The sequence below is a fragment of the Pantoea sp. genome (assembly GCF_028283705.1).
Lineage (GTDB): Bacteria > Pseudomonadota > Gammaproteobacteria > Enterobacterales > Enterobacteriaceae > Pantoea.
In genome coordinates this window covers 267,661-290,368 of the sequence record NZ_JAPWKD010000032.1, presented here as the reverse complement: position 1 = coordinate 290,368, position 22,708 = coordinate 267,661, and the positions used below count along the sequence as shown (strand labels likewise).

Genomic DNA, 22,708 nt, shown 5'->3' with positions numbered 1-22,708 from the left:
AAACAGTGGTTTTCCCTGCCGTACGGTGACAGTCTGTTCACGGCCATTAGCCTGCCATCTGTTTCTCGCGGATTTCTGCCAGCGTTTTACAGTCAATGCAGAGATCGGCGGTCGGACGCGCTTCCAGACGACGAATACCAATTTCAACACCGCAGGATTCGCAGTAGCCGAAATCGTCATCTTCCACTTTCTTCAGCGTCTTCTCGATCTTTTTGATCAGCTTACGCTCACGATCGCGGTTACGCAGTTCCAGACTGAATTCCTCTTCCTGCGCGGCACGGTCAACCGGATCCGGGAAGTTGGCAGCTTCATCCTGCATATGCGACACAGTACGGTCGACTTCATCCCTGAGTTGATTGCGCCAGGCTTCCAGAATCTTGCGGAAGTGGTTCAGCTGGGCTTCGTTCATATACTCTTCGCCCGGTTTCTCCTGATACGGCTCCACCCCAGCGATGGCGAGGATACTCAGGGACGATGTTTTACGGTTTTGCCCTTCTTGCATGTTGTTTCTCCTGGATAACACGCACTACCCTTGATACTTCAGATTGCATGCGGCAAGGCCGTCTTCCTGCAACCCGAGTTACTTTGGGTTTATCGATTCCCAACAGGGAAAAAAACAGGCCGCTATAAATAGCAGAAGCAATCAAGGTTGGCAATTATTCATGATCGCACCTTGACAAGCCTGTGAGGAACAGCGTATTTAGCGCACCACTCGGAACATTCCTATCACACCAAATTGCTAAGAATATTACAACTCTACCCTTATCGGCCGCGTCAGTAACATTTTTAGCGGGGAGATGTGAGCCTGATACGCCAATACTTCCACGCCACGCCGCTGCGCCTGTACCAGTAGTTCCGCGTACTGCGCGTCGATATGGCGCGCCGGGGAAACGTCCTCAATCCCCGTATGCAGAACAGCAAACAACAAAACGGCTCGATGGCCTTCTGCCGCGATTTGTGTCAGTTCGCGCAGATGCTTTTGCCCGCGAGTCGTCACCGCATCCGGAAAATAGCCTTTACCGTGTTGTAAAAGTGTGACGGACTTGACTTCAATATAGCAGTTTGATCTGTCATCCGCTCGCAACAGGAAATCAATTCGGCTTTTTTCCGTGCCGTATTTTACCTCAGGCTGGCAGTGCTCATAAGAGGATAATTCTGGAATCGCAGCAGAGATCAACGCTTCTTTCACCAGCTGATTGGCACGCAGGGTATTGACGCAGATCCATTGGCCCTGCTGGGTTTCGGTCAGTTCCCAGCTGTGCGGATATTTGCGCGTCGCGCTATCAGAAGTGGAATACCACACCGTATCGCCTGGCGTGGCGCAACCGGTCATGGCACCGGTATTCGCGCAATGAATGGTCAGCGTTTCCCCTTCGGGGGTGATCACATCCGCTAAGAAACGCTTATAGCGGGTAATTAAACGGGCCGGTTTGAGCGGCGGGGAGAAAAGCATTCAGTCTCCTGTGGTGGCGGATAGCGGCCAGCGGGCCAGCGCCTGATAATGGGTGCGGCCTTTCTCGAAACGCGACGAAAACAGCGCAAAATGGCTGACATCAACACGCCAGTGAAAGCCGCGCGGCGGAAGCGCCACTTTTTGCGTGGCGTTACGCCACAGGGTGACGTGCGGATGAAACGACGGTGCGTTTTGCGCGCAGCCGTGACGCGCCGCCTGCGCCCGCAACAGATTCGCCAGTTGCAGTAACCCGCGCGGCGGACGCTGACAGCCCAGCCACACCACACCGGGACGCGGCCAATGGCCAGCATCATCCAGATCGAGTGCAAAGCCGGGTTGCGTGATGCGCGCAGCCAGCTGCTGCAAACGTTGCGAGGTGTCATCGCTGACCTCACCGAGAAACGCCAGCGTCAGGTGCAGATTCGCTGCCGCAATCGGCCTGCCGATATTTTCAGCAAAATTCTCCGCCCGCCAGTGCACCAGCTGCTGTTGCAGCGCGGCGGGCAGTTCGAGAGCAAAAAACAGACGTTGCGTTGCCATGATGGACTCTGCGGGGAATGCTACAATGCGCGCCATCTTAGCACAGGCAGAAACGGAGTTGAGTGTGAGTGAGTTACCGGTAAGCGAGGTGCTGCCTGAACTGCTGGCCGCGCTGGCGCAGTCGCCCCAGGTACTGCTGGCGGCACCCACCGGCGCAGGTAAATCCACCTGGCTACCTTTACAACTGCTGCAACAGGCGCAGTTACCTGGCCGCATCATTATGCTGGAACCGCGGCGGCTGGCCGCACGCAATGTGGCACAGCGGCTGGCGGAATTGCTCGGCGAACAACCGGGCGGCACCGTGGGCTATCGCCTGCGCGGGGAAAATTGCTGCGGGGCCGATACCCGGCTGGAAGTGGTCACCGAAGGTATTCTGACGCGCATGCTGCAACGCGATCCGATGCTGGAAGGGGTTTCTCTGGTGATCCTCGATGAGTTTCATGAGCGTAGCCTGCAAGCCGATCTGGCGCTGGCGCTGCTGCTGGATGTGCAGCAGGGGTTACGTGATGATCTGAAGATTCTGCTGATGTCGGCGACGCTGGATAACCAACGCCTGCGTAACCTGTTGCCGGATGCTCCGTTTATCGCCTCTGAGGGCCGTAGTTTCCCGGTGACTCGCCGTTACGCCTCGCTGAATAATCAACAGCGCTTTGAGGAGGCGGTGGCGCGGGAAGTGGCGCAGCTGCTGCGTGAAGAGCAAGGGTCGTTGTTGTTGTTCCTGCCGGGTGTGGCGGAAATCGAACGCGTCAAACGCGAGCTGGAAGCGCGGGTGAGCGAAGACGTTGATCTCTCTCCTTTATATGGCGCGTTATCGCTTGAAGCGCAACGCCGGGCGATTCTGCCGTCACCGCCGGGCCGCCGCAAAGTGGTGCTGGCCACCAATATCGCGGAAACCAGCCTGACGATTGAAGGTATCCGGCTGGTGGTGGATAGCGCGCTGGAGCGCGCGGCGCAGTTTGAGGTGCGCAGCGGCGTGACCCGGCTGCAAACGCAGCGTATCAGCCAGGCATCGATGACGCAGCGCGCAGGGCGTGCCGGACGCCTCGAACCGGGTATCTGCCTGCATCTGCTGCCGCAGGAGCAGGCATTAAGGGCAGCGGCCCAGAGCGAGCCGGAAATCCTGCACAGTGACCTGGCCTCGCTGCAAATCGATCTGCTGCAATGGGGTTGCCCGGATGTCGCACAATTCAACTGGCTGGATATGCCGCCTGCGCGCCATCTGCGTGCTGCGCGGGAGTTGCTGGCCCGGTTGGGGGCATTGGATGAGGCGGGGCGACTAACCACGACTGGCCGCAAAATGGCTGAATTGGGCAGCGATCCCCGTCTGAGCGCCATCTTGTGCGCGGCCGGACAAGATAAGAATGCCGTTGCCAGCGCCGCGTTATTGGTGGCGATTCTGGAGGAGCCGCCGCGCAGCGGCAGTGCTGACCTGCGCGATGCGCTGCATCGTCCACAATCGATGTGGCAACGGCGTGCCCGTCAGTGGCAGCAGCGTCTCAACGCCAGCGGCGGCAATATTGATGCGGATCGTTTTCCGGCGCTACTGGCTGCCGGATTTGCCGACCGGCTGGCGCAGCGCCGCGGCGGCAGCGCGCGTTATCAGCTGGCGAACGGTATTGGCGCGATGCTGGATGAGCAGGACGGTCTGAGCCGCAGCGAATGGCTGATTGCTCCCTCCTTATTGCAGGGGGCCAGCGCGGCCGATGCGCGTATCCTGCTGGCGTTGCCGGTGAATATCGATCAACTGCGCCAGCAATGCCCGCATTTGGTTGAACAGCGCACCGATGTGGAGTGGGATGAAGAGAAAGGGACGCTGCGTGCCTGGCGACGTGAAGTGGTGGGTGCGCTGGTCCTGAAAGCACAACCGCTGACGCGGCCGGAACCGGAGGTGTTACATGCGGCGATGCTGCGCTGGATCCGCGAAAAAGGTTTGGCGGTGCTGGGCTGGACGCCGGAAGCGGAACAGCTGCGCCTGCGTTTGCATTGTGCCGCGTTGTGGCTGCCGGAAGAGGCCTGGCCATCACTGGATGACGATACCTTGCTGGATACGCTGGAAAGCTGGCTGCTGCCGGAGATGAGTACGGTGCGCGATTTGAAGGGCTTGCAGAGCGTCAATCTTGTCAGCGCATTATTACATTTGCTGACATGGTCACAACGCCAGCGGCTGGATAGTGTGCTGCCAACTCATTACACTGTGCCGACCGGAAGCCGCCTGCCGATCCGCTACGATGCAGAGAAGCCACCCGCATTAGCGGTGCGTATTCAGGAAATGTTTGGCGAAGCGCGTAACCCGGCTGTGGCTGATGGACGGGTGCCGCTGGTACTGGAGCTGCTGTCACCGGCGCACCGACCGTTGCAGATCACCCGTGACCTGGCGGCGTTCTGGCGTGGGGCATATCCTGAAGTACAGAAAGAGATGAAAGGGCGCTATCCCAAACATCCCTGGCCGGATGATCCGGCCAACGCCTTACCAACGAGGCGGACTAAAAAATTTTCATCGTGATCCTTTGGTATCGAATTCAGAGGGTTCTGCCATGCGCAGCACGAGAAAGCAGTTAGAGTAACGGCGCAGCCGTAGCTATGCCTGGAGAATAAAAGCATGTCTGGGAACGATCGCGAACCGATTGGGCGCAAAGGAAAACAGCCCAAACCACCGCGCAGCACCGCGCGCCGGGGTCGCCGCAGGGAACTTGATGATGATACAGAGCAGGATGATGACGAGGAGAGTGAGCCAGTGCCACGTAAAGGTAAAGGAAAACGCCCGCCGCGTGCGAAACGCCGCTGGTTAGGCTGGTTCATCAAACTATTCCTGGTGTTTGTGGTGGTGATGGTCATCTGGGGCGTCTATCTCGACTCAGAAATCCGCAGCCGTATCGACGGTAAAGTGTGGCAATTGCCCGCTGCCGTTTATGGCCGCATGGTCAGCCTCGAACCGGGAATGCCTTACGACAAAAAAGAGATGATTGCGCTGCTGGAAGGCACGCAGTACCGCGAAGTCTCGCGCATTACCCGCCCTGGCGAGTTTAGCGTGAAGGGTAACACTATCGACCTGCTGCGCCGTCCGTTTGATTTCCCGGACAGCAAAGAGGGGCAGATCCGTGCCCGTATGAGTTTCAGCAACAACGAACTGAGCGAGATTAAAAATCTCGATACCGGGCGTGATTTTGGCTTCTTCCGTCTCGATCCGCGACTGATCACCATGTTGCAGTCTCCGAACGGTGAACAGCGCCTGTTTGTGCCGCGCGCCGGATTCCCGGATCTGCTGGTTGATACGCTGATCGCCACCGAAGACCGCCACTTCTACGAGCACGATGGCATCAGCCCGTACTCAATCGGTCGTGCGTTTCTCGCCAACATCACCGCCGGTAAAGCGGTGCAGGGCGGCAGTACCCTGACGCAGCAGCTGGTGAAAAACCTGTTCCTCACCAACGAACGTTCGTTGTGGCGTAAAGCGCGTGAAGCCTATATGGCGATAATCATGGATGCGCGCTACAGCAAAGACCGCATTCTGGAGCTGTACCTCAACGAGGTGTACCTTGGCCAGGCCGGTAACGATCAGATCCGCGGCTTCCCGCTGGCGAGTCTGTACTACTTTGGCCGTCCGGTGGATGAGCTGAGTCTCGATCAGCAGGCGATGCTGGTGGGGATGGTGAAAGGCGCTTCGCTGTATAACCCGTGGCGTAATCCGCAGCTGGCACTGGAACGTCGTAACCTGGTGTTGCGTCTGTTGCAGCAGCAAAAGATTATCGACGAGGAGCTGTACAACATGCTGTCGGCGCGTCCACTGGGCGTGCAGCCGAAGGGCGGGGTGATTACACCACAGCCTGCCTTTATGCAGATGGTACGTAATGAATTGCAGGCCAAACTCGGCGATAAAATGAAAGATCTCTCCGGTGTGAAGATCTTCACTACGCTGGACCCGATTTCCCAGGATGCGGCAGAGAAAGCGGTGGAAGAAGGTATTCCGACGCTGAAGAAACAACGCGGCCTGAAAGATCTGGAAACCGCGATGGTGGTGGTGGACCGCTTCAGTGGTGAAGTCCGCGCCATGGTGGGTGGCTCTGATCCGCAGTTCGCCGGTTATAACCGTGCGTTGCAGGCGCGTCGTTCCATCGGTTCACTGGCAAAACCGGCCACCTATCTGACCGCGCTGAGCCAGCCGAACAGCTATCGTCTCAACAGCTGGATCGCCGATGAACCTATCGCGCTGAAACAGCCGAACGGTACCGTCTGGAAACCGCTCAATGACGATCGTCGCTTCAGCGGCAAAGTGATGCTGGTGGATGCGCTGACCAACTCGATGAACGTGCCGACGGTTAACCTCGGTATGACGCTGGGGCTGAATTCGGTGGTGGATACCTGGGCTAAACTTGGCGTGCCGAAAGACCAGCTGAACCCGGTTCCGGCGATGTTGCTGGGGGCGCTTAACCTGACGCCGGTTGAAGTAGCGCAGGCGTTCCAGTCCATCGCCAGTGGCGGCAACCGTGCTGAGCTGTCGGCGGTACGTTCGGTGATTGCGGAAGACGGTACCGTGTTGTATCAAAGCTTCCCGCAGGCACAGCGTGTGGAACCGCCGCAGGCCGCGTATCTGACGCTGTACAGCATGCAGCAGGTGGCGGATCACGGTACGGCGCGTGCGCTGGGGGCGCGTTTCCCGAATGCGCATCTGGCGGGCAAAACCGGTACCACCAATGACCTGGTCGATAGCTGGTTTGCCGGTATCGATGGCAAAGAAGTGGCAATCACCTGGGTAGGCCGCGACAACAACCAGACCACCAAACTGTACGGTGCCAGTGGTGCGATGCAGCTTTATCGCCGCTACCTCGATAACCAGGCACCGATGCCGCTGGTATTGACGCCGCCGGAAGATATCAGCCAGATGAATATTGATTCGGCCGGTAACTTTGTCTGCGGTTCTGGCAGCAGCACCTGGCGCACTTTGCCGGTGTGGACACTCGATCCGAACTCCCTGTGTCAGCAACAGCAACAGCAGGTTCAGCAGCAGCAACAATTGCAACAGCAGCAGCAGGAAGAACAGAAAGACAGTAATGGCGTTGCTGGCTGGATCAAAGAAATGTTCGGCAATAACTAAGTTGCTGAAATTTAAAAAGGGTGCTGCGGCACCCTTTTTTTATGGCCGTTTTTTCGTAACAAAAATGAACGAACTTGCGGCAAACGCACCGCCATCAGGCTTTATATCTTGCGGATCTTGCGGCGTTTCGCCTAAAATCCAACCTTTCTAATAATCATTCTCGTTTACATTCGCCTGCACCGACTTTTTTTCGAGAGATCCTGATATGAATGCGCGAACTGTTTCCTTTCCGCGCGGAACGTCTACCAAACGTCCGCTCGCTTTACTGATTTCCTTAATCCTGGGTTCCCTGAGCGCGCAAGCGCTGGCTGAAGATACCGTCGTGGTCACCGCCGATGGGGGTTCTGCCGTTCCACAGGAAAGTGCCTGGGGACCGGCACCGACTATTGCCGCGAAGCGCAGCGCCACGGCCACCAAAACCGATACGCCGATAGAGAAGACGCCGCAGTCGATTTCTGTCGTCACCCAGGAAGAGATGGCGATGCACAATGTCCAGTCGGTCAAACGTGCCTTCAGCTATACCCCCGGTATCAGCGATAACCGCGGCAGCTCGGATGTCATCGATGCTTTCTCTATTCGTGGCTTCAGCGAAACCAACACCAACCAATATCTTGATGGCCTGAAGTTACAGGGTGATAACTACTCCGAATTTGCCATCGATCCTTACTTCCTTGAGCGCGCCGAATTGCTGCGTGGCCCGGCTTCGGTGCTGTACGGTAAAAGCAACCCAGGTGGCGTGGTGTCGCTGGTGAGTAAGCGCCCGACCCAGGAAACCTTGCGCGAAGTGCAGTTCCAGATGGGGACGGATAACCGCTTCTCCACCGGTTTTGATTTCGGTGGCGCGCTGGATGACAGCGGCGTTTACAGCTATCGCCTGACCGGGCTGGCGCGCAGCCAGGACGCGCAGCAGGAGATGAACAAAGAGAAGCGCTATACCATCGCGCCTTCCTTTAGCTGGCGTCCTGATGCCAACACCCGTTTTGATCTGCTGACCTACTTCCAGAACGAACCCGAAACCGGCTACTACGGCTGGCTGCCGCGTGAAGGCACTGTGGTACCGATTATTCGTCCCGATGGCAGCCAGTACAAACTGCCGACCAACTTTGATGAAGGCGAACCGAGCAACAAGATTTCGCGCAACACCAAAATGGTGGGCTACAGCTTTGAGCACAGCTTCAACGACACCTGGACGGTGCGTCAGAACCTGCGCTATGCCGATCTGCGTACCGATTATCGCAGCATTTACGGCAGTAGTTTTAATCCTGATACATTGCAAATTAATCGTGGCTCTGCGGTTTCAGATGAACACTTAAATGAATTCTCAGTTGATACCCAGGCACAGGCGAAATTTAACACAGGTGCCTTGAGCCATACTCTGCTGATGGGTGTGGATTATCAGCAAATGCGTAATGATATCAATGCACAGTTTGGTACTGCCAGCAGCCTGAACGCCGTTAATCCGCAGTACGGGAATGATACGGTGACGCCGTTTGCAGATCCCTATCAACATCTGGACAAACAACGGCAGACCGGTCTGTATACCCAGGATCAGATGGAGTGGAATCGCTGGGTGTTAACGCTGGGTGGTCGTTACGATTACGCCATGACATCCGTGTATGACCGTGTGGCCAGTTCTCTCGATCGTCAAAACGACCAGGCATTTACCTGGCGCGGCGGTCTGAATTACGTGTTCGACAATGGTATCGCACCGTATTTCAGCTACAGCGAAGCTTTCATTCCTAATTCCGGTTCAACTTTTGATGGTAAGGCGTTCGATCCATCACGTGCCAAACAATATGAAGCAGGCATCAAATATGTACCTAAAGATCGCCCAATTGTTATAACGGCGGCGGTGTATCAACTGACCAAAAACAATAACCTGACAGCCGATCCTGAGCATCAATATGCCAGCATCCAGACGGGTGAGATCCGCTCACGCGGTGTGGAGCTGGAAGCGAAAGCGGCGCTGAGTGCCAATATCAACCTGACAGCGGGTTATAGCTACACCGATGCGGAGTATACCGAAGATACTACGCTGAAAGGAAAAACCCCGGCACAGGTGCCGAAGCAAACTGCGTCCGTGTGGGGAGACTATACCTTCCACGAAACCGCACTTTCTGGCCTGACGCTGGGTGCCGGTGTGCGTTATACCGGTGCCAGCAAAGGGCTGTACAGCACCGGCGACAATGCTAACCAAAACTTCGATGTGAAGGGCTATACCGTGGTTGATGCGGCAGTGAAATATGATCTGGCTCGTTTTGGCCTGCCGGGATCGTCGCTGGGTATCAACGTCAACAACCTGTTTGATCGCGAGTATGTCGCCAGCTGCTACCGCGAATATGCCTGCTACTGGGGCACCGATCGCCAGATTGTTGGTACTGCAACCTTCCGTTTCTGATAGAAAAGGGCGCGGAATGCGCCCGTAACGCCAGGGATTATCATGCAGCATCCGCACCACCAGGAAACAACCTTTACGCTGGATAACGTCAGTTTTCGCGTGCCTGGGCGCACGCTGCTCCATCCGCTTTCCCTCACCTTTACGCCGGGCAAAGTCACGGCGTTGATCGGCCATAACGGCTCCGGTAAATCGACATTGCTGAAAATGCTCGGACGCCATCAGGCTGCGAGTGAAGGCCGCGTGTTGCTGAACGGTGAAGCGGTGGATCAGTGGGGCAGCAAGGATTTTGCCCGCCAGGTAGCCTATTTGCCGCAGCAATTACCGGCGGCAGAAGGGATGACGGTACGCGAGCTGGTGGCGATTGGGCGTTATCCGTGGCACGGGGCGCTGGGGCGTTATGGTCAGGAGGATCGCGACCGCGTGGAGGAAGCCATTGCGCTGGTAGGACTAAAACCCTTTGCCGGGCGTCTGGTGGATAGCCTGTCAGGGGGGGAACGTCAGCGTGCCTGGCTGGCGATGCTGGTGGCACAAAACAGCCGCTGCCTGCTGCTGGATGAACCCACCTCGGCGCTGGATATCGCCCATCAGGTGGAAGTGCTGGCGCTGATTCAGCGGCTCAGCCAGGAGCGTGGTTTGACGGTGATCGCGGTGTTGCATGATATCAATATGGCGGCGCGCTATTGCGACCAACTCGTCGCATTACGTGGCGGCGAGATGATTGCCGAAGGTGGACCAGAAGTGATCATGCAGGCTGATGTGCTGGGCAGCATTTACGGCATTCCGATGGGCATTCTGCCCCATCCGCAGGGCGGTGCGCCCGTCAGTTTCGTTTACTGAGGCTGGCGATGCTGGATATTTCTCGCCGTCGGCTGCTGGCGGTGCTGGCGTTATCGCCATTAATGAAAATGACGCCGTTACAGGCGGCGTTGCCGGATACCCAGCGCATCCTGGCGCTGGAGTGGTTGCCCACCGAACTGCTGATGGCATTGGGCGTAGCTCCGCTGGGTGTCGCGGATATATCCAACTACCGGGTATGGGTGGGAGAACCGGCACTGCCTGCCGGGACAATTGATCTCGGCCTGCGCACTGAACCCAATCTGGAGCTGATGACTCAGCTCAATCCTTCTTTGATCCTGCACTCTAACGGCTACGGTCCTTCAGCAGCTAACCTGGCACGCATCGCCCCCACCATGGGCTTTGATCTGAACAGTGGCGATGGTAAACCGCTCAGCACCGCACGCAAATCATTGCATCTGCTCGGGGCGCGTATTGGCCGTGAAGCACAGGCGGTGCAGCATTTGCAGTACGTTGATGGTGTGCTGGCGGCGGCGCGTGAACGCCTCAAACCCTGGGCAGAGCGACCTATCCTGCTGATGTCGATCCTCGATAGCCGCCATGCCATTACCTTTGGTAAAGGCAGCCTGTTTCTGGAAGTGATGGAACAGCTGGGACTGCAAAGCGCCTGGCATGGCGAAACCAACTTCTGGGGCAGCGCGGTGATTGGCATTGAGCGACTGGCTGCCGTGGGGGATGTGCCGGTGATTTGTTTTGATCACGATAATGAATGGCAGATGCAGGAGATGATGGCAACGGCGCTCTGGCAGGCGCTGCCGTTTGTGCGCGCCGGACATTTTCAGCGTGTGCCTGCCGTCTGGTATTACGGTGCCACCTGGTCGGCACTGAAATTTGTCCGCGTGCTGGAACACGCGCTGGAGTCGCACTGATGCGCAATCGTCTCTTCCCTGTCGCGCTCTTAAGTGCCTTGTTTCTGCTGGCGCTGGGGTTAACCCTCGTTAACCTGCGCCAGGCACTGCCGATGACCGAGTGGGCGCAGGCGTTTGTCGCGCCAGACGTCAACAATATCCAGCAGGTGGTGTTCCATCACAGCTTGCTGTCGCGCCTCGCGCTGGCGCTGCTGGTGGGAGCCGGGCTGGGACTGGCGGGGTTGTTGTTTCAGCAGGTGCTGCGTAACCCGCTGGCGGAACCTACAACTTTAGGTGTCTCTTCCGGTGCCCAGCTTGGCATTACGGTCGCTACCCTGTGGCAACTGCCTGGCGGTGCGCTGACGCAGCAATTTGCTGCGATGGGCGGGGCGGTGGTGGTGGGTATTCTGGTGTTTGGCGTGGCCTGGGGCAAACGCCTGTCGCCGGTGACGCTGATTCTTGCCGGGCTGGTGCTCAGCCTGTATGCCGGTGCGGTCAACCAGATCTTTGCCATCTTCAATCACGACCAATTGCAGAACATGTTTCTGTGGAGTACCGGTGCGCTGAACCAGCTGGATGGGCGCAACGTGGCGTTGTTATGGCCGCGTCTGCTGCTGGCCTTTGTGCTGGCGTTGGCGTTGCTGCGTCCGCTCACCCTGATGGGGCTGGATGATGGGGTTGCCAAAAATCTCGGACTGGCGCTGTCGCTGGCGCGGGTGGTTACCCTGGCGCTGGCGATTCTGCTCAGTGCTCAGCTGGTCAACGTGGCAGGTATTATCGGTTTTATTGGCTTGTTTGCTCCACTGCTGGCGAAGATGCTGGGTGGTCGCCGCCTGCTGAGCCGGATGCTGCTGGCACCGTTGATTGGTGCTCTGCTGCTGTGGCTGGCGGATCAATGCGTGTTGTGGCTGACAACGCACTGGCGTGAAGTGTCCACTGGCACGGCAACCGCGCTGATTGGCGTGCCGATTCTGTTGTGGCTGCTGCCGCGTCTGCGCACCGGCTCGGTACCTCCGCCGCTCAATCGGGGGGACAAGGTTCCGGCTGAACGTCAGGCGGTGGCGCGCTGGTGCCTGTCTGGCCTGCTGATACTGGCGTTGCTGGCAGTGGTCGGCGTGACCTTTGGCCGCGATGCGTACGGCTGGGCCTGGGTGAGCGGAGATATGTTGCATCAGCTGCTGCCGTGGCGCGCGCCGCGTGTGCTGGCCGCAATGGTGGTCGGGCTGATGCTCGGGGTAGCCGGGGCGCTGATTCAGCGTTTAACCGGCAATCCGATGGCCAGCCCGGAAGTGTTGGGGATCAGTTCCGGGGCCGCTTGTGGCGTAGTCGTAATGATGTTTTTTGTGCCGGGCAATGCGGTTGCCTGGTTGCTGCCGGCCGGTGCGCTGGGCGCGGCGGTCACCTTGCTGACCATTATGCTGGTAGCCAGCCGTGGCGGCTTTTCGCCGGAACGCATGTTGCTGGCGGGGATGGCCCTGAACAGCGCCTTCGTCACTTTGCTGATGTTGCTAATGGCGAGCGGCGATCCGCGTATGGGCGGCCTGCTGAGCTGGATCTCGGGGTCCACCTACAACATGACTATGCAGCAGGCGCTGCAAAGCGCGGTGTGTGGCGTGGTGCTGGTGGCACTGGCACCGCTGGCGAGTCGCTGGCTGACGTTACTGCCACTGGGTAGCGCCACAGCGCGTTCGGCGGGGATGGCGCTGACGTCATCGCGTCTGGCGTTGCTATTGCTGGCTGCGGCGCTGACGGCAACCGCGACCTTAACTATCGGGCCGTTAAGTTTTGTTGGTTTGATGGCCCCTCATATCGTGCGCATGCTGGGCTTTCGCCGTGCCTTACCGCAGGTGTTAATGGCAGGTCTGCTGGGGGCGGGGTTGATGGTGTTTGCTGACTGGTGCGGGCGTATGCTGGCGTTTCCGGATCAAATCCCGGCCGGGTTGATGGCGACCTTCTTTGGTGCGCCGTATTTTATCTGGCTACTGCGACGGGCGCGATAAAAGCAGGGCACCGAACGGTGCCCTGCTTGATTACAGCTGCGCGAAGCAGCGGCGTGCGGCATCAATGGTGCGCTGAATATCTTCCTGGCTGTGCGCCAGCGACATAAAGCCTGCTTCGAACGCGGAAGGCGCCAGGTAGACGCCTTCTTCCAGCATCAGGTGGAAGAAACGTTTGAAGCGCTCCACATCGCACTGCGTGACGTCCTGATAGCAGGTCACGCTGTCGGCTGCGGTAAAGAACAGGCCAAACATGCCGCCCACATGGTTAATCACCAGCGGGATGTTTTCCTCTTTAGCCGCCGCCAGCAGACCTTCTGACAACTGGGTGGTCAGCTCGGTCAGGGTTTCATGGGTGCCGGGCTGAGCAATTTGCGACAGGCAGGCAAAACCTGCCGCCATGGCAATGGGGTTGCCGGACAGGGTTCCCGCCTGGTACACCGGACCCGTCGGTGCCAGTGCTGCCATCACATCACGACGGCCACCAAAGGCACCCACCGGCATACCGCCGCCGATGATTTTACCGAGGCAGGTCAGATCCGGGGTGACATCGTAATATGCCTGAGCACCGCCGAGAGCGACACGGAAACCGGTCATCACTTCGTCAATAATCAGCAGCGCGCCAAACTCATCGCACAACGCACGCAGGCCTGGCAGGAAATCCGGCTGCGGTGGAATGCAGTTCATGTTACCCGCTACCGGCTCGACGATGATGCAGGCGATATCCTCAGGATACTGCTCGAACGCGCTGCGCACGGTGGACAAATCGTTGTAAGTACAGGTCAGGGTATGTTTGGCGAAATCAGCTGGAACGCCTGGGGAGTTCGGCTGGCCGAGGGTCAGTGCGCCGGAACCGGCTTTCACCAGCAGGCAGTCGGCATGGCCGTGGTAGCAGCCTTCAAACTTGATGATCTTGTCGCGATGGGTGAAACCACGCGCCAGACGAATCGCGCTCATGGTGGCTTCGGTGCCGGAGTTGACCATGCGCACCATATCCATGCTCGGCACCAGCTCGCAAACCAGCTGCGCCATTTTGACTTCCATCTCGGTCGGCGCACCAAAGCTCAGGCCACGCGAGGCCGCTTCAATCACCGCGTTACGGATGGTGGCGTTGTTGTGACCGAGCACCATCGGACCCCATGATCCGACATAGTCGATATAGGCTTTGCCGTCGGCATCATACAGGTAAGCGCCATCAGCGTGTTCAATGAACAGCGGCACGCCGCCCACACCGGTAAACGCACGTACCGGGGAGTTCACACCGCCAGGGATCAGGCGCTGTGCTTCGGCATACAGGTTTTCTGACTTACTCATTCTTCGGCTCCGGCTGTGTCTTAGAAAAACTCGCGCCATTCTACGGGAAGATAGCGGTCAGGTGAAAGGCACCCGGGCGCTAAAGCCGCCATGTGGCTATACTTTAAAGCATAACAGGCGGCACGCAGTGCGAAGGGCAAGACTTGATTGCACTCAGCGGCTGGCAGATAATAGTGTGATTGAGGTCGTTTTCTGACCTGGACGTTTACCCGGAGTAAAACATGAGTGACGATGTAGCAGCACTGCCTTTGCAATTCACCGATGCAGCAGCCAAAAAAGTGAAAAATCTGATCGCGGATGAAGAAAACCCGGATCTGAAATTGCGTGTTTACATCACCGGCGGCGGCTGTAGCGGCTTCCAGTACGGTTTCACTTTTGACGATCAAATGAATGACGGCGACATGACCATCGAGAAACAAGGCGTGGCGCTGGTGGTGGATCCGATGAGCCTGCAATATCTGGTGGGTGGTTCGGTTGACTACACCGAAGGGCTGGAAGGCTCACGCTTTATTGTGACCAACCCGAATGCCAAAACCACCTGCGGTTGCGGTTCTTCCTTCAGTATCTGATTTATCAGGCCGCCGTTCTGGCGGCCTGTTACCACTCTATCGTAACTAATCGTGACGTTTCGTGGCGCATCGCATCGCGCGGCATTGTGCTTTGCGTGATACGTGGCTGGGCGCTGAAATGACGACCACAATCCACCGCAGGCAGCGATTGAATGCCGGGGCGTGAAATATCACAGCGGGAGAAAATAGTCAGCGTAGCGACGATAGAGCCGGTGGTGGTGGCTGCACCGATGGGTACAGCGATCACAAGCCCTATGGCCAGCAGCAGAGCTCTGGTCATATTGATTTCCTGGTGTTTTTAAAATTGCGCTTAGCGCAAAAAGGGCACAGAGCATACATGGCCGCTGTGCTTTGTTACCTGATTAACGACAATCTTTGCTGATTCTTTAATCGTTTTTGGTACTGATTTTCGCCGCATGCAGTGCTGTGCACAGCTGTTGCGCCGCCAGCAGCAGACGTGGACCCGGCCTGCTTAGCCAGTCATCATTAAGCGCAATCACTGGCACCGATAACTGCGGTTGCCAGAACTGCCCGATAGCACTGGCCTGTGCGGCCGTACCGCCCATCACAATCGCCTGGGGATGGCGCGCCAGGACCTGTTCGCGGCTGACCTGCGGCCAGCTCACCGTGCTATCGGCAAAGATATTACGGCCTCCGCACAATTCGATCACTTCATTTTGCAATGTGTTGCGCGCGGCGGTGAACAGCGGCTGCTGACCAAACTGCAAAAACACCCGCACAGGCTTCTGCGCCTGATACTGCTGACGCAACTGCGCTTCCTGGCTGCGCAGTGCCTGAGCAGCATCGCGCGCCTGCTGCGGATGTGGACTCCAGCGTTGCAGTGCCGCCAGTGCATCAATCATCTGATCAAGGGTTTGTGGATCGATCCACTCCACCTTAATGCCTAAGCGTTGCAGTTGATCAATTTGCCGCTGCGGATTACCACCACGCCACGCCAGCACCACATCCGGCTTGAGTTGCACAATGCGTTCAATGCGGATGCCCTGCCAGTTCGCCACTTGCTCCAGCGATTTGGCACTGGCCGGGTAATCCGACCAGGCGCTCACCGCCACCGGGGTAATACCGGCAGCGAATGCCAGTTCCGTCAGATGTGGGGCGAGGGTAATAACACGCGGCGGGGCAGCCAGCAGGCTGCTGCAAAACAGCAGCAGCCCGGCCAGCCAGAACGATTTAGCCACGCGCCAGCTGCGCCAGCAGGTTTTCCACCATCAGGGAAGATTGCTTCGCGGCAACACTGAGGAATTCATCAAAGCTGAGATGCGATTCCTGATCGGCGACATCAGAGATGGCGCGAACCACCACGAAAGGCACCTTGAATTGGTGACATACGTGACCGATCGCGGTGGCTTCCATTTCGACGGCAATCGCCTGCGGGAAGGTGCTGCGAATGCGTGCCAGCGGTGCGGCACCATTAATAAAGGCGTCGCCACTGACCACCAGGCCACGCACTGCGTTGAGATCCAGCTGTTTGATCACCTGCTCAGCCGCAGCGATCAGTTTTTCGTCGGCCACGAAAGCCGCCGGGCAACCGGCCATCTGACCTGGCTCGTAACCAAAAGCGGTCACATCGGCATCGTGATAACGCACTTCGTCAGAAACCACGATATCGCCGACTTTCAGGGTCGGGGCCAGACCACCGGCCGATCCGGTGTTGATCACCACATCTGGTTTGCAGAGTTGCAGCAGCAGCGTGGTGCCGAGGGCCGCTGCGGTTTTACCAATGCCCGATTTCAGCAGGGCAACCTCAACACCATTCAGCGTGCCAGTGTAAATTTCGCACCCGGCCAGCGTCAGCGTCTGACGGTTTTCAATTTTGTCACGCAGCAGGGTAACTTCCTGCTCCATCGCGCCAATAATGCCTGCTTTCATAAAAGAGTCTCGCTAATGTTGTGGATGTAAACGGCAAAAGTGAGGCATAGTCTAACATGGCTGTCAGAGGAAGAATTCACGAAAAAATAAGGGGTAATTATGGCGACGATCAATTTCAGGAAGAAGATCAGCTTCACCCGACCCTATACCAGCCGCAAAGATCCCGAAGGGGAATACTTTATTACCCGTCATTTTGAGAGCGATCGCGGACGCATTATTAATTCCGCCGCGATCCGCCGTCTGCAACAAAAAACCCAGGTCTTTCCGCTGGAGCGCAATGCGGCAGTGCGCTCGCGTCTGACCCATTCGCTGGAAGTGCAGCAAACCGGGCGCTATATCGCTAAAGAGATCCTGCAAACCCTGAAAACGCAGGGTGGTGGGCTGGCGAAATACGGCCTGGATGAACTGGAAGGCGCATTTGAAAGCCTGATCGAGATGGCTTGCCTGCTGCACGATGTGGGAAATCCGCCTTTTGGTCACTTCGGTGAGGCGGCGATCAATGACTGGTTCGATGACAATTTGCCTGCTGAACTGGTTGATCCGCTGGTGGCGGGTGTCGAAGATGATGAGCAACGGGTCGCTTTTGACCAGCTGAATGCAATGATTCGTCAGGATTTGTGCCACTTCGAGGGCAATGCCCAGGCGATTCGCATGGTCCATACCTTGCTGCAACTGAACCTCAGTTATGCTCAGGTGGCCTGTATTTTGAAATATACCGCCCCCGCCTGGTGGCAGGGAGATAAACCGGCTGAGTTCAGCGTATTAATGAAAAAGCCGGGTTTTTATTTATCAGAGCGGGAATATGTCGCTAATCTTCGCGTGGCGACCGATATAAAAGAACATCATCGTTATCCGCTGACCTGGATAATGGAAGCTGCCGATGATATCTCTTATTGCATCGCCGATCTTGATGACGCAGTAGAGAAAGACATCTTCAATGTCGATACCTTATATGATTATTTGTCGAAAGCCTGGGGTGTGGTGAAACCGGGGGATGCGTTCAGTCGTACTATTGGTGAGGCCTGGAAAGACGCCTGTCAGAAAAAATGGCGTACTAAAGGCGATCAGTTTTTTATGTCGTTGCGCGTCAACGTACAAAATGTGTTAGTCAGCCATGCGGTACGGCGCTTTATCGATAACTTACCGGCTATTTTTACAGGTAATTTTAACCACGCCTTGCTGGAAGATGATGGTGAAGAGGGGCGTCTGCTGATGTTATTTAAGACGGTTGCTCGCCAGCAGGTGTTTAATCATCCGGAAGTCGAACAGCTGGAATTACAAGGCTATCGTGTGATTAAAGGATTACTGGAAATTTATCAGTCATTAATGCAGCTGGATTATGAACAGTTCACCACGCTGATGAATGATGATTTCTTAGCCAGACACCCAATTGAAACGCGTCTGTTTCATAAACTTTCTGGCAAACATCGCAAAGCGTATCAGCAATCAATGCGTGTCTTGATCGTCGAACATAAATATGAGCGCCTGCTGTGGGAACGCTATTATCGTTCACGTCTTATTCAGGACTATATCAGTGGTATGACCGATCTTTATGCCTGGGATGAGTACCGTCGTTTGATGGCGGTGGAATAAGCGAAGTTTTGTAAAGAAGAGGAATAATTTTTTACTTTTACCCAAAACTTTATCAGGAACTTCGCGTTTACAATTTAATCTCATCATCACGACCACAGCAATGGTCCGGACGTAAATCTTATATGAGACACAGATGAATGAAAAAAAGCACATTAACGTTAAGTGCGCTGGCACTTAGTCTGGGCATGGCGTTCAGCCCTGTCAGTGTTTTCGCGGCGGAGACAGCTTCCTCCTCCAGTCAACAGCTGCCAAGCCTTGCACCAATGCTGGAAAAAGTGATGCCTTCCGTGGTGAGTATCAGCGTGGAAGGTAGTACGACGGTAAAGACCCCGCGTATGCCGCAGCAATTCCAGCAGTTCTTTGGTGATAACTCGCCGTTCTGCCAGGACGGTTCGCCGTTCCAGAGTTCACCGATGTGTCAGGGCGGTGGCGGCGATAACAGTGGCGGCGGTAGCGACACGCAGCAGGAGAAATTCCGTGCGCTGGGCTCTGGCGTGGTGATCAATGCGGATAAAGGCTACGTGGTCACCAACAACCATGTGGTTGAAAACGCGACGAAAATCCAGGTGCAGCTGAGCGATGGCCGTCGCTACGATGCGAAGGTGATCGGTAAAGATCCGCAGTCGGATATTGCGTTGATTCAGCTGCAAGACGCGAAAAACCTGACGGCGATTAAGATTGCCGATTCTGACAATCTGCGCGTGGGCGATTACACCGTCGCCATCGGTAACCCGTATGGCCTCGGCGAAACCGTCACCTCGGGCATTGTTTCGGCGCTGGGTCGTAGTGGCCTGAATGTCGAAAACTATGAAAACTTCATCCAGACGGATGCCGCGATCAACCGGGGTAACTCGGGTGGTGCGCTGGTGAACCTTAACGGTGAGCTGATCGGTATCAATACCGCAATTCTGGCACCGGACGGCGGCAACATCGGTATCGGTTTTGCTATCCCGAGTAACATGGTGAAAAACCTCAGCGCGCAGATGGTGGAATACGGCCAGGTGAAACGCGGCGAGCTGGGTATTATGGGTACCGAGCTGAACTCCGAGCTGGCAAAAGCGATGAAAGTCGATGCGCAGCGCGGGGCCTTCGTCAGCCAGGTACTGCCAAATTCAGCGGCGGCGAAAGCCGGTATCAAAGCGGGTGACGTCGTTGTTTCCATGAACGGTAAACCGCTGACCAGCTTCTCAGCACTGCGTGCGGAAGTCGGTTCGCTGCCGGTCGGCACCAAACTGCAACTGGGTCTGCTGCGTGACGGCAAACCGGTGAGTGTCACCGTCGAGTTGCAGCAGAGCACCCAGGATAAAGTGCAGTCAGCCACGATCTACACTGGTATTGAAGGTGCTGACCTGAGCAATGTCGACAGCAACGGCCAGAAAGGCGTGCGTGTCGATAGCGTGAAAGCGGGGAGTGCGGCGGCGCGCATCGGCCTGAAAAAAGGCGATGTGATCCTCGGCGTGAACCAGCAGAGCGTGGCGAATCTGGGCGAATTACGCAAGATCCTCGACACCAAACCGTCGGTTCTGGCGTTGAATGTACAGCGCGGCGACAGCAGCCTGTACCTCCTGATGCAGTAATCTCTGTAGCGTTAACTCAAGGCGGACTTCGGTCCGCCTTTTTTGTGGTTACAGATGTGACCTCCCCCGCAATTCCCGCATTATCCCTGCGGCTATGTGCATTTGCACAATGTCAGCTGTCTGATGGGCGCGTATTCTGTCTTCTCGTCTTTTTTCCGGAGTGATTGATGGCCACCTATCATCTCGATGCGCGCCTGGCACAGGACATTGTTGCCCGCACCATGAAAATTATTGACAGCAATGTCAACGTGATGGATGCCCGTGGCCGCATTATTGGCAGTGGAGATCGCGAACGTATTGGCGAATTGCACGAAGGTGCATTGCTGGTACTGTCGCAGGGCAGGGTGGTGGACATTGATGAGGCAGTCGCCCGACATCTGCATGGCGTCCGCCCTGGTATTAATCTGCCGTTACGTATTGATGGCGAAATCGTCGGCGTAATCGGCTTGACCGGGCAGCCGGTCGCACTGCGTCATTACGGCGAGCTGGTTTGCATGACGGCTGAAATGATGCTGGAACAGGCACGTTTGCTGCATATGCTGGCGCAGGATAGCCGCCTGCGTGAAGAGCTGGTGCTTAATCTGGTGCGGAGCGAAAGCCTGTCACCGGCGTTGAGTGAATGGGCGCAGCGACTGGGTATTGACCTTAATCAGCCACGCGTTGTGGCGGTGGTGGAGGTGGATAGTGGCCAGCTGGGCGTGGATAGCGCCATGTCGGAATTGCAGCAACTGCAAACGCTGCTGACCACACCTGAGCGCGATAACCTGATCGCTATCGTTTCACTGACTGAAATGGTGGTGTTAAAGCCTGCGCTGAATGCGCATGGCCGTTACGATCAGGACGATCATCGCCGCCGGGTCGAACAACTGTTGCATCGGATGAAAGAGAGTGGCCATCTGCGCATGCGTATTGCGCTGGGCAACTACTTCACCGGGCCTGGCAGCATCGCGCGATCCTATCGTACTGCCCGCACTACCATGATGGTGGGCAAGCAGCGTATGCCGGAGCAGCGTAGCTATTTTTATCAGGATTTGGTGCTGCCGGTGCTGCTCGACAGTTTACGTGGTGGCTGGCAGGCGAATGAGCTGGCCCGGCCGCTGGCGAAATTAAAAAATATGGATAACAACGGTCTGCTGCGCCGGACCCTGATCGCCTGGTTCACACATAATGTGCAGCCGAGCGCCACGGCACGCGCGTTGTTTATCCACCGCAACACGCTGGAATACCGTTTGAATCGTATCTCGGAACTGACCGGTCTGGATTTGGGCAACTTTGACGATCGCCTGCTGCTGTATGTGGCACTGCAACTGGATGAGCAGACCTGATGAAACTGGCTGCGGTACTGACATCGCTATTGTGGCTGTACAGTGGTTTTGGTCTGGCGACTGAGCTGGCCTTTCTCTCCCTGACCGATTTACAACAGGTCAGGCAACAGCTGGTGCAGCAGACTGCCGCAGCGCCAACCCTTGCCGCCTGGCAGCAATTGCAGCGGGAAGCGCAACAGGCGCTGAAACATCCGGACCCGAGCGTCACTGATAAAGGGCTGTTGCCACCGAGCGGTTCAAAGCATGATTATCTCAGTCTGAGCGCCTATTGGTGGCCAGACGACACGCATCCGACAGGTTTGCCGTGGCAGCGACGCGATGGGGTGGTCAATCCTTCCAGCAAAAACGATCAAAGCGATGGTGTACGGCTGGCGCGTTTTACCGCCGATTTGCAGGTATTGACCCTCGCCTGGTACTTCTCGGGTGAGCAGCGTTATGCCGATAAAGCACAGTCGATGGCGCGGCATTGGTTCATTGATCCCGCCAGCCGCATGAATCCTAACCTCAATTTTGCCCAGGGTGTGCCGGGTGTGGCGCAGGGGCGTCATACCGGGGTGCTGGATGGGCGTTATTTCGCCACCCGGGTGGTGGATGCGCTGACGTTGTTGCGCGGAGCGCCGGGCTGGAAACGTGCGGATGAGCAGGGCGTGCAGCAGTGGTTTCATGCCTATCTGCACTGGCTGCAACAGAGTCCGCTGGCGCAACAGGAGGCTGCGGCGGCTAACAACCATGGCAGCTGGTACTGTACGCAGGTGGCGGGCATCGCCTGGTATCTTGGCGATCGCGCGACGGTGCAGGCGATGGTGGCGCTGGCGCGCAGTAAGATCGACCAACAAATTCGGGCTGATGGTACGCAACCGGCGGAACTGGCGCGCACGCGATCCTTTCATTACAGCTATTTTAATCTGCAGGCACTCAGCAACCTTGCCTGGCTGGCACAACGAAGCGGCTTCGGCGATCTCTGGCATTACCAGAATCCGCAGGGCGGATCGTTGCTTGCAGCGCTGGCAACCATGGCCCCTTACAGCGATCCGGCCAAAGTATGGCCGTGGAAAAATCGCGATCGTGTCAGCGTGCGGCTGATTCCTTTACTGTCACTGGCGGATAACAGTTTGCAGCAATCACGCTGGCGGCAGCGCATTGCTCAGGCAGACTGGACGGCATCGGGTGGCGCAGTGCAACAGGCACAGCGAGATACCTGGCTGTTTTCACTGCCTTATGCGCAGAAAAAAGGCCAGCATTAGCTGGCCTGAGCAG

General features: G+C 56.9%; 18 protein-coding genes. 11 read left to right on the top strand and 7 right to left on the bottom strand.

Annotated features, from left to right (window positions below; genetic code table 11):
* Positions 1 to 46 precede the first annotated feature (46 nt).
* The 3 genes from dksA to thpR all read right to left on the bottom strand — a co-directional run bounded on the left by dksA (position 47) and on the right by thpR (position 1,993).
* Positions 47 to 502 carry an RNA polymerase-binding protein DksA gene (gene dksA / locus PW844_RS24370; protein ID WP_084872798.1) on the bottom strand — a complete coding sequence of 152 codons (456 nt, stop codon included), beginning with the start codon at positions 500 to 502 and terminating at the stop codon, positions 47 to 49.
* A gap of 246 nt (positions 503 to 748) precedes the next feature.
* Entirely contained in the window at positions 749 to 1,453 is a 705-nt protein-coding gene (sfsA, locus tag PW844_RS24365; RefSeq protein ID WP_299457356.1) for a DNA/RNA nuclease SfsA, read from the bottom strand.
* Positions 1,454 to 1,993, bottom strand: coding sequence for an RNA 2',3'-cyclic phosphodiesterase (gene thpR / locus PW844_RS24360; protein ID WP_299457353.1), 540 nt, complete (start codon positions 1,991 to 1,993; stop codon positions 1,454 to 1,456).
* Positions 1,994 to 2,018: 25 nt separating this feature from the next.
* On the opposite strand from thpR, the gene hrpB reads away from it, so the two are divergent.
* The 6 genes from hrpB (at position 2,019) to fhuB (ending at position 13,186) form a co-directional block, all read left to right on the top strand.
* A complete protein-coding gene (gene hrpB / locus PW844_RS24355) occupies positions 2,019 to 4,496 on the top strand; it encodes an ATP-dependent helicase HrpB (RefSeq protein WP_299457352.1) in 2,478 nt (825 codons plus the stop codon).
* Positions 4,497 to 4,592: 96 nt separating this feature from the next.
* Complete coding sequence (gene mrcB / locus PW844_RS24350; protein WP_299457351.1) at positions 4,593 to 7,085, top strand: bifunctional glycosyl transferase/transpeptidase; 2,493 nt, start codon at positions 4,593 to 4,595, stop codon at positions 7,083 to 7,085.
* Between the two features lie 205 nt (positions 7,086 to 7,290).
* Positions 7,291 to 9,483, top strand: coding sequence for a ferrichrome porin FhuA (gene fhuA / locus PW844_RS24345; protein ID WP_299457349.1), 2,193 nt, complete (start codon positions 7,291 to 7,293; stop codon positions 9,481 to 9,483).
* A 42-nt stretch (positions 9,484 to 9,525) separates the two neighbouring features.
* Positions 9,526 to 10,320: a Fe3+-hydroxamate ABC transporter ATP-binding protein FhuC gene (gene fhuC, locus PW844_RS24340; RefSeq protein ID WP_299457347.1), complete on the top strand. Its 795-nt coding sequence runs from the start codon at positions 9,526 to 9,528 to the stop codon at positions 10,318 to 10,320.
* Between the two features lie 8 nt (positions 10,321 to 10,328).
* Positions 10,329 to 11,207 carry a Fe(3+)-hydroxamate ABC transporter substrate-binding protein FhuD gene (gene fhuD / locus PW844_RS24335; RefSeq protein ID WP_299457346.1) on the top strand — a complete coding sequence of 293 codons (879 nt, stop codon included), beginning with the start codon at positions 10,329 to 10,331 and terminating at the stop codon, positions 11,205 to 11,207.
* Positions 11,207 to 13,186 carry a Fe(3+)-hydroxamate ABC transporter permease FhuB gene (gene fhuB / locus PW844_RS24330; RefSeq protein WP_299457345.1) on the top strand — a complete coding sequence of 660 codons (1,980 nt, stop codon included), beginning with the start codon at positions 11,207 to 11,209 and terminating at the stop codon, positions 13,184 to 13,186. Before fhuD ends, fhuB begins: the two co-directional genes overlap by 1 nt.
* Positions 13,187 to 13,216: 30 nt before the next feature.
* On the opposite strand, the gene hemL is transcribed toward fhuB, so the two are convergent.
* Positions 13,217 to 14,497 carry a glutamate-1-semialdehyde 2,1-aminomutase gene (gene hemL, locus PW844_RS24325; RefSeq protein ID WP_299457343.1) on the bottom strand — a complete coding sequence of 427 codons (1,281 nt, stop codon included), beginning with the start codon at positions 14,495 to 14,497 and terminating at the stop codon, positions 13,217 to 13,219.
* Positions 14,498 to 14,718: 221 nt separating this feature from the next.
* Between hemL and erpA the strand changes: the two genes are divergently transcribed.
* On the top strand, positions 14,719 to 15,066 hold the full coding sequence (gene erpA / locus PW844_RS24320; RefSeq protein WP_084872819.1) for an iron-sulfur cluster insertion protein ErpA: 348 nt from the start codon (positions 14,719 to 14,721) through the stop codon (positions 15,064 to 15,066).
* A 28-nt stretch (positions 15,067 to 15,094) separates the two neighbouring features.
* Here the strand turns inward: erpA and PW844_RS24315 are convergent, their stop codons facing one another.
* From PW844_RS24315 to mtnN, 3 genes are all read right to left on the bottom strand, one after another.
* On the bottom strand, positions 15,095 to 15,346 hold the full coding sequence (locus tag PW844_RS24315) for a hypothetical protein (RefSeq protein WP_299457340.1): 252 nt from the start codon (positions 15,344 to 15,346) through the stop codon (positions 15,095 to 15,097).
* Positions 15,347 to 15,452: 106 nt separating this feature from the next.
* Positions 15,453 to 16,265, bottom strand: coding sequence for a vitamin B12 ABC transporter substrate-binding protein BtuF (btuF, locus tag PW844_RS24310; RefSeq protein WP_299457337.1), 813 nt, complete (start codon positions 16,263 to 16,265; stop codon positions 15,453 to 15,455).
* Positions 16,258 to 16,956, bottom strand: a complete 699-nt coding sequence (gene mtnN / locus PW844_RS24305; RefSeq protein WP_299457335.1) for a 5'-methylthioadenosine/S-adenosylhomocysteine nucleosidase — start codon at positions 16,954 to 16,956, stop codon at positions 16,258 to 16,260. The genes btuF and mtnN overlap by 8 nt, the downstream gene beginning before the upstream one ends.
* A 99-nt stretch (positions 16,957 to 17,055) precedes the next feature.
* On the opposite strand from mtnN, the gene dgt reads away from it, so the two are divergent.
* From dgt to PW844_RS24285, 4 genes are all read left to right on the top strand, one after another.
* On the top strand, positions 17,056 to 18,549 hold the full coding sequence (dgt, locus tag PW844_RS24300) for a dGTPase (RefSeq protein WP_299457332.1): 1,494 nt from the start codon (positions 17,056 to 17,058) through the stop codon (positions 18,547 to 18,549).
* A gap of 137 nt (positions 18,550 to 18,686) precedes the next feature.
* Positions 18,687 to 20,126 (top strand): serine endoprotease DegP, encoded by a 1,440-nt coding sequence (gene degP, locus PW844_RS24295; RefSeq protein ID WP_299457330.1) that lies wholly within the window; start codon positions 18,687 to 18,689, stop codon positions 20,124 to 20,126.
* 167 nt (positions 20,127 to 20,293) lie between these two features.
* The gene (locus PW844_RS24290) at positions 20,294 to 21,451 is read left to right on the top strand and encodes a CdaR family transcriptional regulator (RefSeq protein ID WP_084872832.1); all 1,158 of its coding nucleotides are present in this window, start codon (positions 20,294 to 20,296) and stop codon (positions 21,449 to 21,451) included.
* Positions 21,451 to 22,695 carry an alginate lyase family protein gene (locus tag PW844_RS24285; RefSeq protein ID WP_299457325.1) on the top strand — a complete coding sequence of 415 codons (1,245 nt, stop codon included), beginning with the start codon at positions 21,451 to 21,453 and terminating at the stop codon, positions 22,693 to 22,695. Before PW844_RS24290 ends, PW844_RS24285 begins: the two co-directional genes overlap by 1 nt.
* Positions 22,696 to 22,708 lie beyond the last annotated feature (13 nt).

What these genes read in the sequence shown, in the direction of transcription:
- dksA (WP_084872798.1), bottom strand. Translation starts at nt 502, where the DNA reads ATGCAAGAAGGGCAAAACCGTAAAACATCGTCCCTGAGTATCCTCGCC.
- sfsA (WP_299457356.1), bottom strand. Translation starts at nt 1,453, where the DNA reads ATGCTTTTCTCCCCGCCGCTCAAACCGGCCCGTTTAATTACCCGCTAT.
- thpR (WP_299457353.1), bottom strand. Translation starts at nt 1,993, where the DNA reads ATGGCAACGCAACGTCTGTTTTTTGCTCTCGAACTGCCCGCCGCGCTG.
- hrpB (WP_299457352.1), top strand. Translation starts at nt 2,019, where the DNA reads ATGCGCGCCATCTTAGCACAGGCAGAAACGGAGTTGAGTGTGAGTGAG.
- mrcB (WP_299457351.1), top strand. Translation starts at nt 4,593, where the DNA reads ATGTCTGGGAACGATCGCGAACCGATTGGGCGCAAAGGAAAACAGCCC.
- fhuA (WP_299457349.1), top strand. Translation starts at nt 7,291, where the DNA reads ATGAATGCGCGAACTGTTTCCTTTCCGCGCGGAACGTCTACCAAACGT.
- fhuC (WP_299457347.1), top strand. Translation starts at nt 9,526, where the DNA reads ATGCAGCATCCGCACCACCAGGAAACAACCTTTACGCTGGATAACGTC.
- fhuD (WP_299457346.1), top strand. Translation starts at nt 10,329, where the DNA reads ATGCTGGATATTTCTCGCCGTCGGCTGCTGGCGGTGCTGGCGTTATCG.
- fhuB (WP_299457345.1), top strand. Translation starts at nt 11,207, where the DNA reads ATGCGCAATCGTCTCTTCCCTGTCGCGCTCTTAAGTGCCTTGTTTCTG.
- hemL (WP_299457343.1), bottom strand. Translation starts at nt 14,497, where the DNA reads ATGAGTAAGTCAGAAAACCTGTATGCCGAAGCACAGCGCCTGATCCCT.
- erpA (WP_084872819.1), top strand. Translation starts at nt 14,719, where the DNA reads ATGAGTGACGATGTAGCAGCACTGCCTTTGCAATTCACCGATGCAGCA.
- PW844_RS24315 (WP_299457340.1), bottom strand. Translation starts at nt 15,346, where the DNA reads ATGACCAGAGCTCTGCTGCTGGCCATAGGGCTTGTGATCGCTGTACCC.
- mtnN (WP_299457335.1), bottom strand. Translation starts at nt 16,956, where the DNA reads ATGAAAGCAGGCATTATTGGCGCGATGGAGCAGGAAGTTACCCTGCTG.
- dgt (WP_299457332.1), top strand. Translation starts at nt 17,056, where the DNA reads ATGGCGACGATCAATTTCAGGAAGAAGATCAGCTTCACCCGACCCTAT.
- degP (WP_299457330.1), top strand. Translation starts at nt 18,687, where the DNA reads ATGAAAAAAAGCACATTAACGTTAAGTGCGCTGGCACTTAGTCTGGGC.
- PW844_RS24290 (WP_084872832.1), top strand. Translation starts at nt 20,294, where the DNA reads ATGGCCACCTATCATCTCGATGCGCGCCTGGCACAGGACATTGTTGCC.
- PW844_RS24285 (WP_299457325.1), top strand. Translation starts at nt 21,451, where the DNA reads ATGAAACTGGCTGCGGTACTGACATCGCTATTGTGGCTGTACAGTGGT.